Source organism: Lysinibacillus sp. NPDC096418, assembly GCF_044762775.1.
Classification (GTDB): domain Bacteria; phylum Bacillota; class Bacilli; order Bacillales_A; family Planococcaceae; genus Lysinibacillus.
The window spans coordinates 40,814-54,851 of the sequence record NZ_JBIWEY010000018.1; the positions used below are offsets into that span (position 1 = coordinate 40,814).

16 protein-coding genes and 2 riboswitches are annotated in these 14,038 nt (G+C 37.6%); of the genes, 7 read left to right on the forward strand and 9 right to left on the reverse strand.

Going from position 1 to position 14,038, the window contains the following annotated elements:
- Positions 1 to 10 precede the first annotated feature (10 nt).
- Positions 11 to 1,672: a precorrin-3B C(17)-methyltransferase gene (cobJ, locus tag ACIQZG_RS14185; protein ID WP_402756011.1), complete on the reverse strand. Its 1,662-nt coding sequence runs from the start codon at positions 1,670 to 1,672 to the stop codon at positions 11 to 13.
- A gap of 7 nt (positions 1,673 to 1,679) precedes the next feature.
- Positions 1,680 to 2,051, reverse strand: a complete 372-nt coding sequence (locus ACIQZG_RS14190; RefSeq protein ID WP_402756013.1) for a (2Fe-2S) ferredoxin domain-containing protein — start codon at positions 2,049 to 2,051, stop codon at positions 1,680 to 1,682.
- Between the two features lie 138 nt (positions 2,052 to 2,189).
- Positions 2,190 to 2,373: riboswitch (cobalamin riboswitch) on the reverse strand.
- 250 nt (positions 2,374 to 2,623) lie between these two features.
- A riboswitch (cobalamin riboswitch) is annotated at positions 2,624 to 2,806 on the forward strand.
- A gap of 393 nt (positions 2,807 to 3,199) precedes the next feature.
- On the opposite strand from ACIQZG_RS14190, the gene ACIQZG_RS14195 reads away from it, so the two are divergent.
- From ACIQZG_RS14195 to ACIQZG_RS14210, 4 genes are read left to right on the forward strand one after another with little or no spacing between them, the layout of a single operon-like run.
- Positions 3,200 to 3,949, forward strand: coding sequence for an energy-coupling factor ABC transporter permease (locus ACIQZG_RS14195; RefSeq protein ID WP_402756015.1), 750 nt, complete (start codon positions 3,200 to 3,202; stop codon positions 3,947 to 3,949).
- Position 3,950: 1 nt separating this feature from the next.
- Positions 3,951 to 4,223 carry an energy-coupling factor ABC transporter substrate-binding protein gene (locus ACIQZG_RS14200; RefSeq protein WP_402756017.1) on the forward strand — a complete coding sequence of 91 codons (273 nt, stop codon included), beginning with the start codon at positions 3,951 to 3,953 and terminating at the stop codon, positions 4,221 to 4,223.
- 5 nt (positions 4,224 to 4,228) lie between these two features.
- Entirely contained in the window at positions 4,229 to 5,002 is a 774-nt protein-coding gene (gene cbiQ, locus ACIQZG_RS14205; RefSeq protein WP_402756019.1) for a cobalt ECF transporter T component CbiQ, read from the forward strand.
- The gene (locus ACIQZG_RS14210) at positions 4,999 to 5,835 is read left to right on the forward strand and encodes an energy-coupling factor ABC transporter ATP-binding protein (protein ID WP_402756020.1); all 837 of its coding nucleotides are present in this window, start codon (positions 4,999 to 5,001) and stop codon (positions 5,833 to 5,835) included. Before cbiQ ends, ACIQZG_RS14210 begins: the two co-directional genes overlap by 4 nt.
- 228 nt (positions 5,836 to 6,063) lie before the next feature.
- On the opposite strand, the gene ACIQZG_RS14215 is transcribed toward ACIQZG_RS14210, so the two are convergent.
- Both ACIQZG_RS14215 and ACIQZG_RS14220 read right to left on the reverse strand, forming a co-directional pair.
- Positions 6,064 to 6,504 carry a GNAT family N-acetyltransferase gene (locus ACIQZG_RS14215; RefSeq protein ID WP_402756022.1) on the reverse strand — a complete coding sequence of 147 codons (441 nt, stop codon included), beginning with the start codon at positions 6,502 to 6,504 and terminating at the stop codon, positions 6,064 to 6,066.
- A gap of 146 nt (positions 6,505 to 6,650) precedes the next feature.
- Positions 6,651 to 7,751, reverse strand: a complete 1,101-nt coding sequence (locus tag ACIQZG_RS14220) for a glycosyltransferase family 4 protein (RefSeq protein WP_402756024.1) — start codon at positions 7,749 to 7,751, stop codon at positions 6,651 to 6,653.
- A 299-nt stretch (positions 7,752 to 8,050) separates the two neighbouring features.
- Here ACIQZG_RS14220 and ACIQZG_RS14225 point away from each other — a divergent pair, with 299 nt between their 5' ends.
- Genes ACIQZG_RS14225 through ACIQZG_RS14235 form a run of 3 tightly spaced genes read left to right on the forward strand, consistent with a single transcriptional unit; the run spans position 8,051 to position 10,563 of the window.
- Positions 8,051 to 8,650, forward strand: coding sequence for a glycosyltransferase family 2 protein (locus tag ACIQZG_RS14225; RefSeq protein ID WP_402756026.1), 600 nt, complete (start codon positions 8,051 to 8,053; stop codon positions 8,648 to 8,650).
- 36 nt (positions 8,651 to 8,686) lie between these two features.
- The gene (locus ACIQZG_RS14230; protein ID WP_402756028.1) at positions 8,687 to 9,715 is read left to right on the forward strand and encodes a polysaccharide biosynthesis protein; all 1,029 of its coding nucleotides are present in this window, start codon (positions 8,687 to 8,689) and stop codon (positions 9,713 to 9,715) included.
- On the forward strand, positions 9,712 to 10,563 hold the full coding sequence (locus ACIQZG_RS14235) for an SDR family oxidoreductase (RefSeq protein ID WP_402756030.1): 852 nt from the start codon (positions 9,712 to 9,714) through the stop codon (positions 10,561 to 10,563). Before ACIQZG_RS14230 ends, ACIQZG_RS14235 begins: the two co-directional genes overlap by 4 nt.
- Positions 10,564 to 10,658: 95 nt before the next feature.
- Here ACIQZG_RS14235 and ACIQZG_RS14240 read toward each other — a convergent pair whose 3' ends face one another.
- From ACIQZG_RS14240 to ACIQZG_RS14260, 5 genes are all read right to left on the reverse strand, one after another.
- Positions 10,659 to 11,114, reverse strand: a complete 456-nt coding sequence (locus ACIQZG_RS14240) for an AraC family transcriptional regulator (protein WP_402756032.1) — start codon at positions 11,112 to 11,114, stop codon at positions 10,659 to 10,661.
- A gap of 226 nt (positions 11,115 to 11,340) precedes the next feature.
- Positions 11,341 to 11,970 (reverse strand): DUF3267 domain-containing protein, encoded by a 630-nt coding sequence (locus ACIQZG_RS14245; RefSeq protein WP_402756034.1) that lies wholly within the window; start codon positions 11,968 to 11,970, stop codon positions 11,341 to 11,343.
- Positions 11,971 to 12,322: 352 nt separating this feature from the next.
- Positions 12,323 to 12,883, reverse strand: a complete 561-nt coding sequence (locus tag ACIQZG_RS14250; RefSeq protein WP_402756036.1) for a hypothetical protein — start codon at positions 12,881 to 12,883, stop codon at positions 12,323 to 12,325.
- Positions 12,884 to 13,009: 126 nt separating this feature from the next.
- Positions 13,010 to 13,219 carry a DUF3923 family protein gene (locus tag ACIQZG_RS14255; protein ID WP_402756038.1) on the reverse strand — a complete coding sequence of 70 codons (210 nt, stop codon included), beginning with the start codon at positions 13,217 to 13,219 and terminating at the stop codon, positions 13,010 to 13,012.
- A gap of 57 nt (positions 13,220 to 13,276) precedes the next feature.
- On the reverse strand, positions 13,277 to 14,035 hold the full coding sequence (locus tag ACIQZG_RS14260) for an ABC transporter ATP-binding protein (protein ID WP_402756040.1): 759 nt from the start codon (positions 14,033 to 14,035) through the stop codon (positions 13,277 to 13,279).
- Positions 14,036 to 14,038 lie beyond the last annotated feature (3 nt).

The window sequence follows — 14,038 nt, forward strand, 5'->3', positions numbered from 1 at the left end:
GCTCTCCTCACTAGTCGCCGCACGGAGCTGGCTCTACTTCTATTTTTGAAGACATATCTTGATAGTTAAAATGTAAAATCTTTTTCACACGTTTGAAATATTTAAACAACCGCTCATTTGGATGTGCATTTGCTTTATATTCATCAATAATATTCGTAATTAGTGGTATGAGTTGTTCAGGTTCTAAGCCCTCTACAACCGGTTGTGCCGCATGGGCTGTACGCCCTACTGGCTTTGCCCCAATAAAGACATCAAATTTACTTTTTCGATAAACAATGCCGATATCATCAAACACTGCACGATAACATGCCATGCCACAGCCATTAAATCCAATGTTCAGTGTTTTCGGTAATGCTAAACCACCTAATTTTCCTTGAATTTCTTCGGCATAAGGGATTGAATCTGCCTTTTCGCCATAACAGAAATCACAAGCTTTTAGTGACAGCACATCCCCAATCGGTGCAAGTAAGAAACCTACACTACGAAGCTTGTCTGTAATTACAGACGGCTCTGATGTTGGGATTTTCAAATGGATTTGATGGTCTGGTGTGTACTCCATTGAACCCTCTTCTCCAACTACCTCAGCTAACATCATCATTTGTGCAGGCGTGAAAAATTTATTAGCTACCCCTGGACTTACTGCAAGCTCAAAAATCGACTCTATTTTTTGGTGGACTAGTTTTGGCGTTACGTTAACCGCACTAGTCCCCTTCACCATTGCTAGAGCAGCTGTTGCCATCTCAAGCGTTGTTTTTTTTTTCACTGGAGGGGCTGCTGTTATTGGCGTCACTCGCCCCGCATTTGGATCTGCAGCAAAATCAGTACGCGCTGCACCTGTTTCTTGATTCATCGCCCATGGTTCAGCTTCTTCTTTTAAGCGCTGATGTGGACGTAATGGTTGTTTCTCTTCACCAAGCGTATATTTACGTTGGTAGCCCCTTGGTGTAATCATTTTATTGTCATAGAAGAACGTTGAAGAGTTCCCAATAATAACCGTTGTCAGCATTCCAATATCATGATTAAGCATTTCTGATAAGGTTGTCATCGTCACTTCCTGACGGTCTCGGTAGGCACTTTTTACAAGTCCAACCGGTGTATCTGGCGAACGATACTCTAGTAAAATACGCTGTGCTTCAACAATTTGGCGCGTACGTCTTCCACTTTTCGGGTTGTAAAGTGCGATAACAAAATCCGCCAATGCTGCTGCTTCAACACGTTTTGCAATTAAATTCCACGGTGTTAAATGGTCACTTAAGCTAATTGTGCATGAGTCGTGCATTATCGGAGCGCCTAGTAAACTCGCACAAGAGTTAATAGCGGAAATACCAGGTACGATCTCCACTTCGATACCTGTCGCCTCTGTCCAACCAAGTTCGATTAGCACTTCATAAACAAGCCCTGCCATTCCGTATACACCGGAGTCACCACTAGAAATGACCGACACAATATTTCCGGCTTCTGCCTGACGAACTGCTTCTTGCGCACGGGATACTTCTTCAGTCATGCCCGTACTAACAATTGATTTCGCACTAACTAAATCTTCAATCAATTCTACATATGTTTTATAGCCGATGATAAATTCACTTTGTTGCAGTGCCTCAACTGCACGCGTTGTAATATGTTTGAAATCGCCAGGGCCAAAGCCAACAACGAAAATTTTCCCTTTTTGCACGGTCCAATTACCCCTCTTTCACTTTTTCAATCCCTTTAATAGCCGTCGTTTGTGCTGTTCGTCGTAATGAACCTTCATTAAGTGTAAATACATGCTCACTATGTAAAGATTCATGATGTAAATCTTGCACAAGCGCTCTTGCATGCTCAGTCGTTGGCACACGGTACCAATTCCCTTGCGGATATGCAATAACTACACATGCATCCTTACATCTCCCATTACAACGTGTTCTAGTCGTATGTATTTCTTTATCAAGGGCAAGTGTCTGAATTTCATCACGAATCACCTGCGTAATATCTTCGCCATCTTTTTTCATGCAACTGCTGCCATTGCATATAAAAAGATGTGTTTTCATGCCTTCTAAATTCCAAGTTGTCAAAGTAATTCTCCCCTCATTACTTTTAAGAAAAAGAAAAAACCTTCACTCATAACGAAGAGTAAAGGTTTATTGAAGCCAAATGAACACAGATATATATATAGATACCCGCCCTCGCTTCAACTTCTCCCTCCGAAAAGTTTGCGTGCCATCAATTAAGCAGGTTTCCTGACTTAAGCTTCATTTTACTTTCGCACCTTCCCAAGTTTGCACCAGTGGCATTTGCGATTTCATCAGCTATTACAGTAGCGGGGGCTGTACCGGATTTGCACCGATTTCCCTATTATCTCGAACAGTTTCGAGCACTTAATAGATTTATTTATATTAATTTTCTAGTTTTTTAAAATATAATGAAAAACTGTTTCTATCATAGCTCATAATTATTAAATTTCAAGACTTCTTTTTTAAATTTTTTGCAATCTCCATTAAATTTCTACAAATATTTCCTGCAATAACACCTAACTTCGCTTTAATATATCAGAATTTTCTACACTTAAATTACTGAAAATAAAAATTTTTCCAAAAAGAGATAGATTATTTTCATTGAGCCGTGTTACACTGTGTCGTGAAAACTCACAACAATAACATTTTTTGGTGTAAGGTGCTTGCATCTTGCTTAAAAGGGAAGCCGGTTCAAGTCCGGCGCGGTCCCGCCACTGTACTAGGGAGTTTTATAGATACGTCACTGTCCAACGGATGGGAAGACCTATAAAATGATGAACTAAAGCCAGGAGACCTGCCAAAAAATACGTGACAAGTTTCAACCTACGCGGATAGGTGTGCGGCTTAGCAAATCGTTTTTTCATTTGCTTTTTTCTGCTATGCACTTTTCCAAAAAGGAGAAGTGCTTTTTTATTGCACACACTAAAAGGTCATCATCAAAAATATGAGTTGGCATTTGTTTAAAGAGCATAACACTACTAGAATGCTTTTGATTGTAGTGGAGGCTGGGCGACTCCTGGGGGATTAGCGTCCTAGATGTGACCCAGGAGCGAGGCTTGTAGGGGAACAAAGGCTAAAAACGTCACATCCTGTGACCAACATCCTGTTGCCCCGACGCGGCTTATCGGGCGCCCCCCGGAAAGCGCCCAGGCGGAACGGAAATCAAACCCAAATTTTGGTGATGAATCTAAAAAACAAAAGGAGGAAGAATGTTGAAATTTTCATTTTGGAAGCTTAGTTATTTCTTATTAGCATTTATCATGGTGCCAGATCGTGCATTTGCTATGCACATTATGGAAGGATTTTTGCCACTTGAATGGGCAATTTTCTGGTGGGTTGTATCCATTCCATTTATTATTTTAGGATTACGTTCTATTCGCAAAACGATAGATGAGAATCCGGAAACTAAAATGATGTTGGGGCTTTCAGGTGCCTTTGCATTTGTCTTGTCAGCTCTAAAAATCCCTTCAGTAACAGGCAGTTGTTCGCATCCAACAGGTGTTGGCCTTGGTACCGTTTTGTTCGGACCATTAGCGATGAGCGTAATCGGTACAATCGTATTATTATTCCAATCTTTACTTTTAGCCCATGGTGGGTTAACAACATTAGGGGCAAACGTCTTCTCAATGGCAGTTGTCGGACCATTTATCGTCTATTTTGTCTTTAAAGGGGCACAACAAATTGGCTTTTCATTCTCACTAGCAGTATTTTTTGCAGCAATGCTTGGTGATTTAGGTACATATGTCGTGACATCTGTTCAACTTGCACTTGCATTCCCATCTGAAGTTGGTGGTTTTATGGCTTCATTCACGAAGTTCTCTGGGATCTTCGCCTTAACACAAATTCCACTTGCAATTAGCGAAGGGATTTTAACGGTGATTGTCATGAACTTCTTAAAAAAATACAATGTCAGCGAATTAAAAGCATTACGTGTATTCTCTACAAAGGAGGCACATTAAGATGAAAAAGAATTTACTGTTACTAGCCATTGTCGTGCTACTTGCCATCATTCCCCTCTTAGTACAAAAAGGCGCTGAATTCGGTGGTGCTGATGGAGAGGCCGAAGAAGCAATTGGTGAGATTAACGCAGAGTATGAGCCATGGTTTGAAAGTATTTGGGAGCCACCAAGTGGTGAAATTGAGAGTTTATTATTTGTGCTACAAGCTGCAATCGGTGCTGGTTTTATCGGCTATTTCATCGGTTTCATGCGTGGCAAACATAAAGAAGGTTAACAACAATGCTACTCATTGACAAATATGCTTACATGAATAATTTAGCGTCCGTCCATCCACTAGAAAAGATGACGTTTTCACTTGGATTACTACTACTGTCGCTTATATTTCGAGATGAACATATTTCACTCATTACATTTATTGTAATGAGTGCTTTTATCATTTTTGGCGCAAAAATCCCTTTTACGTATTATCTAAAACTTCTACTACTTCCAGGATTTTTTCTACTCACGAGTCTAGTGACAATTTTGGTTTCGTTTGCCCCTACTTCAAGTGTTTTACCTTCACATATCTGGAATCTCCAACTGGGTGCATGGACAATCTTTATCGGTACATTAAGTATTTCGATGGCACAGGAGCTATTTTTCATTGTACTTGGTAGTATTAGCTGCCTTTATTTTTTAATTTTAACAACATCAGTACAGTCGATTTGTTACGTGCTACGACTGTGGCGTCTACCCGTGTTATTTGTAGAACTAGTGGAGCTAACGTATCGCTTTATTTTCATTTTCTTAGAAAGTATGCAAAAAATTCACCTTGCCCAACAAGCAAGACTCGGCTACCATTCGCCTATGCAGTGGCTGCGCTCTGCATCAATGCTAATTGCGGCATTATTTTCGGAAATGTTCCAGCGTAGTCGTGAATTAAATAATGCGATGCAGGCACGTGGGGGTGAACCTGTTTACTGGCAGGAAACTGCTGCTTATAACAAGAAAAACTGGCTTGGCATTGCTGGCATTGCCATATTATTCGTCATCTATGGAGGGGGTATCATATGAGCGAACTTTACTTTGATCTCAAGCATTTATCCTATGCCTATGCAGACGGTACACATGCATTGACGAACATTACATTACAAATTCCTAAGGGGAAGAAAATCGCAATTCTAGGTCATAATGGCGCTGGAAAATCGACATTATTTCAGCATTTAAACGGAATTTTACAACCAACATCGGGCAGTATTTCATTTTGTGGTGAAAAACTACGCTATAACCGAAAAGCGTTAAAACTATTGCGTCAACAAGTCGGAATCGTGTTCCAAGATGCCGACAATCAACTTTTTTCTGGTACGGTCAAGCAAGACATCGCCTTCGGTCCACTCAATCTCGGTTGGTCCCCGGAAATAATTGAAGAAAATATTGCTTGGGCCGTCGCACAAACAGAGGTTGAAGACTTACTCGAAAAGCCCATTCACTTCTTAAGTGTCGGGCAGAAAAAACGCGTTGCAATGGCTGGTGTCCTTGCGATGGAGCCTGCTGTTTTACTGCTAGATGAGCCAACTGCAGGATTAGACAATTATTATGCCGCACAAGTATTACAATACTTAGCTAAATTAGAGAACGGCGAACGTACATTTTTACTCGCCACCCATGACATTCAGCTTGCTTATGAATGGGCAGACATTATCCTAGTTATGGAACAAGGTCAAATCATTTATACCGGTGATCCAGTTGCACTTTTCCATCAAGAAGATGTGCTAGAAAGAGCCCATTTGGAACGACCATGGGTATTTGAAATGGCTATCACATTACAAAACAAAAAGCTATTTGACAAAAACATTCCACTCCCCCGTTCTAAACAGGACTTGCAACAGTTAATTGCTCAGCTTTAAGCGCATGAACAAATGCGCTTAAGCGCTCGTTACATTCGACAGCTGCTTGCGATCCTGAAGTAAAAGTATGCGTTCCACCACTTTTGCCTTAGGGAGCAGACCGCGACTTCGAGGATGTAGCGCTTTAACCTAGACGACAACTATGCCCTAGATTATCCACAGGCAAAAAATTCACAATTCCCTTAACATTCAAAAGCATCTCTCCCCCCAGGGTCGAGATGCTTCTTCTTAATCAAAATATTTTACGTAATTACAATACTCATCCTGCTTCATACCTAACTTCTCATATAATCCACGAGCATTCACGTTATCAGGTGCTGTTTGTAGCGTCACATATCGGGCATGCTGCTGTTGACTATACTGGAATACCATCTCAGTTAAATCCTTCCCAGCGCCTAATCCCCTCGCATCCTCTGTAACATACAAATCATTTAATATAAATGCACGCTGCAAAGCTAATGATGAAAAGGTTGGGTATAGCTGTGTGAAACCAATCGCTTTACCTTCATGAACTGCTAAAAAAATAATAGATTCATTTAACGCGAGACGTAATTGTAAAAACGCCTTCCCGCTGCTGACATCCGATTTATTACCATAAAACTGACGATATTCGTCAAAAAGTATAGCTACATCATCTAATTCACTCATTGTTGCACGCACTATTTCCATCTTAATCCTCCCTCGTCTACGCAAGATTATCTAGTAATGTTGACTTAGCCATATTATATCTCAATTGGTAAGTAACGGGAAATGACAATTCAATAATCTATCATTCCTACTTATGTGCGCTAAGGGAGTATTCAATTAAATATCATCTACTTTAATGCTTCTTCATCTAGAAAACTAGCAATCTTTTTAACAATAAATCTCCAGTTCAATTCGGATCTCGCAAACTTTTGTAAAGCACCACATGTGTCGGCAAGCAATTCTTCTTGTGTTGCAGCTTTTTTTAATTCTAACCCAATATTTTCCCAATCATATGTTGGATGAATTTTTCCAAAACGTTGATTTTGTGTAATGTCCGAAGCACCATCAACGTTGGTAGATATGATGTAACACCCATTTTTAGCCGCTTCAGCAAATACATGTGCATAGCATTCTACGGTGGATGTGAGGCAAAATATTTTTGCTTGCCTATACTCTTGCTCTAACAAATGCTTATCGTAAATAGGTCCTAAAATGATGACCTGGGCAGCGAACGGATTTCCTTCAAGAATTTCTTGTAAATCCCGTCTAAAAACATCTGACATAGGACCAACTAAGCGAAACTCCCAATCTGTAAGCTCAGCAGCTAAAAATGCTTTGACCGCTAGCTTAATTTGTTTTTCAGGCGCATCTAATCGACCAACTGTAAGTATTCTGTTTTTTTTCTCCTCAAAGGATACTGGCCCAGTTGAGAAGAATTCATAAAAGCCATTTGGAATCAGCTTGACATCTAAATTCAATACACGATTAATCTCAGTTTGTATTGGTTCGCATTCAGAAGTGACTAAATCACAAAGCTGAATCAGCTCTTCAAAATAAGCATACGTCAATAGTCGACCCAACCAAAACCTATTCACATCTAACTTCATATAAATTTTTCCGTTCGGGTTATATTGCTTATATGTCTTCAGCATTGATAAATAGGATGGATAAGGACCAATGGTAAAGACTATATCAATATCTTGTGCATGTTGCATTAAATACGTATTCATATTCGCCTCAAAACCGCCTTCAAAAGGTATGTATTGAAAGTTCACTGAAGGAAATGTTTGATGGAGTACGGATTCATTCAAATCCGTTGTCACTATAGTCACATCATAATTCAAGTATTCACCAAGTAAAATCGGTACTAGACAAAGATCCTTGAAAATATGTGCTTCAGAAAGTCGATAGGATTCAACACTACAAATAAAGGCTATATTTTTTGACATAATATCCCCCTAATAAAAAAAGTTATAAATAGAATATGTTTATGCTGAGGATACCGTGAACAATTTAAGCGAGTTCAGCTGTCTTGGCAATAATGATTCTCTTTTCGAATGCAACTATTTTGAAAGGATACTGCTGCTTTTTCTTTGCCAATCGTGGGTGTAATTATAAAATCCCTAAAAGAATAATAGCCTATAGATTACATCCGTATATGCATATTATATTGGAAAGCATCTTCACGTTTATTCGAGAATAGTTTTGACCAAAGCCGGTTTCATAAAGATAGAATTGAGGGTTGCAAATGAAGATTAGTTTTTTAACACCTGCTTACAATAGTGGCGATTGGATCGTGACAATGCTTAATAGCATTCCAAAAGAATATGCCTATGAAATTATCGTCTGTGACGATGATTCAACTGATGCTACGGTAGCTATATTAAGAGACTACCAAAGATATTTTCCGGTCTTAAAGATACTAGAAAACGGTACCAATATAGGTGCGAGTGCTTCCTATAACCGATGTATTGCAGAAGCAACTGGTGATTATATAGCCATTATTGATAGCGACGATTATTACTTACCTGCGATAAGAGATGTCTTGGCACAAGTAGATGGAACATATGACATCTATTATTACAATATGTACGCGAAAGCGGGATACTCATTTATCAAAGATGAATCAAATAGTTATTCATTACCGGGACAATTTAAAATCATTCGTAGAAGTTTTATCGGAGATGCAGTATTCACTGAAAGAAAAGATATTGCTGGAGATTGGGATTTTAATCGCATGCTTATGGAAAAAAAACCTTCATGCAAATACACTGGAATATTAGCATATTGGTATAACTTCCCGAGAGAAAATTCTGAATCCGATTTACATCAAAGAGGGCTTAAGTAACGCCCACATATCTAGGAGGTGCGACATTACAACACAATGTTTAAAGACAAAATATTACTGATAACAGGTGGTACAGGTTCATTTGGAAATGCAGTATTAGAACGATTTTTAACAACTGAGATTAAGGAAATCCGGATTTTCTCTCGTGATGAAAAAAAACAAGATGATATGCGCATTTTATACCAAAATAATAAAATTAAGTTTTTCATTGGCGATGTTCGCGATATTCAAAGCATCCATAATGCCATGTATAATGTGGATTTTGTCTTCCATGCTGCAGCACTTAAGCAAGTTCCCTCCTGCGAGTTTTTCCCACTTGAAGCTGTTAAAACAAATGTGCTAGGTACAGATAATGTATTAACTGCGGCGATAAACGCAGGTGTGAAAAAAGTAATTTGCCTCTCCACAGATAAAGCTGCCTACCCTGTCAACGCAATGGGCATTTCAAAAGCAATGATGGAGAAAACGTTCATTGCCAAGTCCAGAATGCTCACTTCCAACCAAACACTCATATGCGGTACAAGATATGGCAACGTTATGGCATCACGTGGCTCCGTCATCCCCCTCTTCATCGAACAAATAAAAGCAGGTAAACCATTAACCGTTACAGATCCAAAAATGACACGATTTATGATGAGCCTCGATGAAGCTGTCGAATTAGTTTTATACGCCTTCTCAAATGCGGAAAATGGAGACATCATGGTCCAAAAATCACCAGCTGCACATATCGCTGATTTAGCGCAAGCCCTACTCGAATTATTTAATGTCCAAAATAAAGTGAACATTATTGGCACACGCCATGGGGAAAAAATTTATGAGGTTCTACTAACAAAGGAAGAAGCAGCAAAGGCAATCGATATGGGCAATTTTTATAAAATCCCTGCCGATAATCGAGATTTAAATTATAGTAAATACCTTGAAGTAGGCTCTCCTAAAATTACACTAACAGATGAATATAACTCCAATAATACAAAAATACTTTCTATAGAAGAAATAAAAGAAAAATTATTAAAACTGCCATACATTCAAGAAGAATTACATAAATGGAAGGGAGGAAAACCATGAAATTTCTAATTCTTGGCGCAACAGGAATGGCCGGTCACACGATTACCCACTACTTACGTGAAAATGGGCATAACGTCACTACCTATTCGAGAACTCACTTACCTTTTGGCAAAAGTAGTACTGGTGATATTACGGATCCTTCTTTTTTACGGTGGATTTTACTCAACAATTTTGATGCCATCATCAATTGTATCGGTGTTTTAAATGAGGCTTGTGATAAAAAACCTGATAAAGCCGTTTTTCTTAATAGCTATTTGCCACACGCAATTGTCAATATAATAAAAGATACAGATACAAAGCTTATTCATCTAAGTACTGACTGCGTTTTCTCAGGAAAAGCAGCGCCCTATAGTGAAAAAAGCAAACATGATGGCGAAAGTTTTTATGATCGCACGAAAAGTTTAGGAGAAATTAATAGTGACAGGCACTTAACATTCAGAAATTCGATTATTGGTCCTGATATGAAGGAAAGTGGCATTGGCTTATTTAATTGGTTCATGAAGAAGCAAGGTACGATTAACGGATATACAGGTGCAATGTGGAATGGTGTAACGACGTTAACATTAGCAAAGGCAATAGAAAAAGCAGCAACAGAGAACCTCTCTGGTATCTACCATCTCGTCAATCCTTCGAGTATCAATAAGTTTGATTTACTCCAATTATTCAATAAATATCTAAAAGAAAATAAAACTACGATTTTACCCTCTCATACAGTAAATGTAGATAAAACCTTACTTAATACCCGAAAAGATTTTTCATTTACCGTACCAAGTTATGAAGAAATGATACTTGAGATGAGAGATTGGATTTACTCGCATAAAAACTTATATCCACATTATTTTAAATGAACGACCTACAGCGTGAATCCGTCAAAAAAGCCTTGCTGAACATTTTAGTTCAATAAGGCTTTTTTTATTGGGTTGTTATTTCAGCTCAATTAAAACTACAACGGTTTTATAGGCACACATAGCTCGCAATAATGATTTTCAACCATATCAATCGTGTATCTTTCAATAATTGGTTTATTGTCAATTTGATAGCCGCTGTTTTGTAACATCGGAAAAATTTCAGCCCATGCTTTTTTAATATCTTCCGCTGTATGTTTGACTTTGCAAATAACATATTCCCCCCCAGCTAGTTCACCTTCACAAATCGAATCTTCCAGTTGATAATCGTTAGAGATAACAATACACGCATCATAGCGACAGTTTTCAGGGAGTGTCGTTTCCGGATGATCTTGTGGAATTCCGAATATTATTGCCGATTTAGTAAACAAATCTTCCTCCGTGGCCCATTGTTTCAATTTTTCCATTACTTGAATGTTTGCAGGACCATATGGACCAACTTGTCGTACATAGGCAATGCGATATTTTGGTAGTATTTCAACCTTAATATTCATTTTTCATTTTCCTTTCTATCGTAATTTCTCTTACAATTCGAATGTTAGCATGTTATAAAAATATATTCATATACCTTTTTAAAATTCTAATAAATATTTTCTTTAAATTTTGGCTCTGTTAAAATTTAATGTTGATTTTTAAATAGTAATTAGGGGAACCTTCATTTGTTGAGGTTCCCCTTCTATAGAAATGGCTGCTCCGATAGTCAAAAAGAGCTGACTATTGTCAACTCTTTTGTTTGTTCGTTTGTACGCTTTTCCAATATGTGTTTGGTCCATTACTCTTTAAAGTTGCGTTTTTCGGGACTTGTTTAATTATAAGGAGAAGATTAAGTAAATCAACTGATGATGCCATAGCGTTTAGTATTATTAAGAACTTTAATGTCGGTGTTAATAGCCCAAATGAACTTAAGATAAGTGGCAAAATTATTGAGATAATAATAAAAGGAGCAATTGTAATGAAGATATATCTTGGTTTTGAAATCTCTTCTTCCGTTACCACAAAGCCCCCGAACAGCGTAATACCTATGTACGTTTTTTCTGATTTGGTGAAATTCGGAATAAAAATTAAATGAAGTAACTCGTGGAGTATTAAAAGTAAAATTACCCCAAAAACACTACTCAAGTTAATTGTTATTGATATTGCATCAGGATTTAGTCCAAACTCGCTCAACGAAATACTAGAAAAGATATTTATTACCCCAATAGTGAAAATTGCTGCGACAATCATTAAAGGGATTGATAACAAAATAGCACTTGTAATATTTTTGGGTTCTTTCATTGGAATCCAATTATTTTTAATTAATTCCGAATGTAAATGTGGGTTACATTTGGGTAATTTTCTTAGTATTTTCATAAAACTCACTCCATTTATACCTTAATTCAAAAAATGCACTACTCACCAAATAGGAAAGCGAGTAGCCCGAAGCGGAAATTCACCTTTTCTAGCACTAGTATTGGATAAAATTAGTTAATCAACATTCCTGATACATTTAGTTAAAGTTTATCACCCTTTTTAGCTTTATATAATTATGGATAATCAATTATTTATTATAGAGATTTAAGGTTCATCATCAAAAGTCAGGATTAATAGAAACTATGTTATTTCAATAGAATTTAGTTTACTTCTATCTGTATTGTATTGGTATCAATGTTTAATCGTTCTTTTAGTTCATCTGTAATGTTAAAGGAGAATCGCTCTCCTGCTTTCATATCCGTTGTTGATATCCCTGACCAGTAACAACAGTTCCATCAGTCATCAATGGTGTCCAATTTGTCGTATCAAAATTTAATATTTGGTCAATATAGTTCTCACTAATCCTCCCCCTCTCTATCCATTCAGATGGTAAAAAATCATACCCTCTAACTCTTTCTGAGAGTAAAATTTTCACATCACCCGTAGGAATTGTTACTTGTCCACTTTTCGGAATAAAATATCCATTTACTGTTAAATCATATATGATCTGATTTTGGGAAAGTTCGAGCATTTCTTCTTCCGTAAAATCATCAATTATTTCTTTAATAACTGCCGTAAAATATTGTTTTTCTTCATTTAAATATTCACTTTGAGCTTGTAACGATTCTATTTCACCTGTGAGTTCTGCAATTCTTTGCTGCTCTTTATTTGGTTCAATTTCAACTTCACCCATCGTACCTTGTGTTTCTGGTAAATCATCATCATTTTGACATCCTATTAAAATGCCACTAATTAATAGCCCCAATAATGCTATGATAAAAACTTTTCCTTTTAGAATACGATGCACTTTCACTTAACACTACCCCCTCCTTATCCCAATTTTAACATATGGAGAGAATAGCAAAAAACTTAAACGATCACCTACTAATGCTGGTGGCCGTTTAAGTTAACTAAAGAAGGAGCAATTATAAATATACATTCAATACCTCAGTTTTTTGACAAAAAATAACCATACAATTTGGATAAACATAATAATTACGAATAAAATTCCTACCATTATGAAAGTTATAGCTTTTATTTCAGGAGTTTGAGATATTCCAGCTCCATCAACTTCCCTTAAACCAATAAAAATTGCACCTAACGCAAACATTACTAACCAAAAAACATTTGCAAACCACCATAATTTCATTTTATTCCCCTCTTTCTTCGAAACACATCATATTAATATATGGAATGGGGTTTAAATTTAGATTCCTATTTCCTGCAATTTGGCCGTGACTTTTTTGATCCTGTCATCCATATCTGTACCGTGGAATTTCTGAAGTCGCATTTCGCTCACGATTTTCCCGTCGCACATAAACAAAATACGTTCAGTCCTTGCGGCAATCTTTGCATCGTGCGTGACAAGCATTACCGCAGTACCTTCCCTGTTAATATCAGTAAATATATCCATAATGTCCTGTGCAGATTTTGAGTTAAGTGCACCAGTCGGCTCATCACCAAAAATAATTTTAGGATTACTCATAAGTGCACGGCATATACCCGCACGCTGTAGCTGTCCTCCCGAAACTTGGGTAATATCACGTCTTTCAAGTCCCGCTATACCCACTTTCTTCATAAGTGTTTTTGCTTTTTCGTTAATTACCGTTACGTTTTTTCGATTGTCACGCATTGATGGAAGAATAATGTTATCGAGGATACTCAAATTTTTCAGCAAAGTTGGCTGCTGAAAAACAAATCCCATTTTTGTTCTGCGTAAATCGGCTAGTTCATTTTCTTTGAAAACTGATAAATCCTTACCGTCAAAATGTACCTTCCCACCGTCAACACCATCCATTCCGCTTAATGCAAACATTAGTGTCGATTTTCCTGAGCCAGAAGGTCCCATCACCGCAATGAACTCACCCTCGTTAATTTCAACAGATATTCCGTCTAGAACTTGAAGCTTTTCATTGCCTTCACCAAAAGACTTTACAATATTTTCACCGATAATGATTTTCTTCATAAT

Bases quoted from the DNA above. Each gene is read 5' to 3' on its own strand.
- ACIQZG_RS14230 (WP_402756028.1), top strand. From the start codon at position 8,687: ATGTTTAAAGACAAAATATTACTGATAACAGGTGGTACAGGTTCATTT.
- ACIQZG_RS14215 (WP_402756022.1), bottom strand. From the start codon at position 6,504: ATGGAAATAGTGCGTGCAACAATGAGTGAATTAGATGATGTAGCTATA.
- ACIQZG_RS14195 (WP_402756015.1), top strand. From the start codon at position 3,200: ATGTTGAAATTTTCATTTTGGAAGCTTAGTTATTTCTTATTAGCATTT.
- ACIQZG_RS14260 (WP_402756040.1), bottom strand. From the start codon at position 14,035: ATGAAGAAAATCATTATCGGTGAAAATATTGTAAAGTCTTTTGGTGAA.
- cbiQ (WP_402756019.1), top strand. From the start codon at position 4,229: ATGCTACTCATTGACAAATATGCTTACATGAATAATTTAGCGTCCGTC.
- ACIQZG_RS14235 (WP_402756030.1), top strand. From the start codon at position 9,712: ATGAAATTTCTAATTCTTGGCGCAACAGGAATGGCCGGTCACACGATT.
- ACIQZG_RS14225 (WP_402756026.1), top strand. From the start codon at position 8,051: ATGAAGATTAGTTTTTTAACACCTGCTTACAATAGTGGCGATTGGATC.
- ACIQZG_RS14220 (WP_402756024.1), bottom strand. From the start codon at position 7,751: ATGTCAAAAAATATAGCCTTTATTTGTAGTGTTGAATCCTATCGACTT.
- ACIQZG_RS14210 (WP_402756020.1), top strand. From the start codon at position 4,999: ATGAGCGAACTTTACTTTGATCTCAAGCATTTATCCTATGCCTATGCA.
- ACIQZG_RS14245 (WP_402756034.1), bottom strand. From the start codon at position 11,970: ATGAAAATACTAAGAAAATTACCCAAATGTAACCCACATTTACATTCG.
- ACIQZG_RS14255 (WP_402756038.1), bottom strand. From the start codon at position 13,219: ATGAAATTATGGTGGTTTGCAAATGTTTTTTGGTTAGTAATGTTTGCG.
- ACIQZG_RS14200 (WP_402756017.1), top strand. From the start codon at position 3,951: ATGAAAAAGAATTTACTGTTACTAGCCATTGTCGTGCTACTTGCCATC.
- ACIQZG_RS14240 (WP_402756032.1), bottom strand. From the start codon at position 11,114: ATGAATATTAAGGTTGAAATACTACCAAAATATCGCATTGCCTATGTA.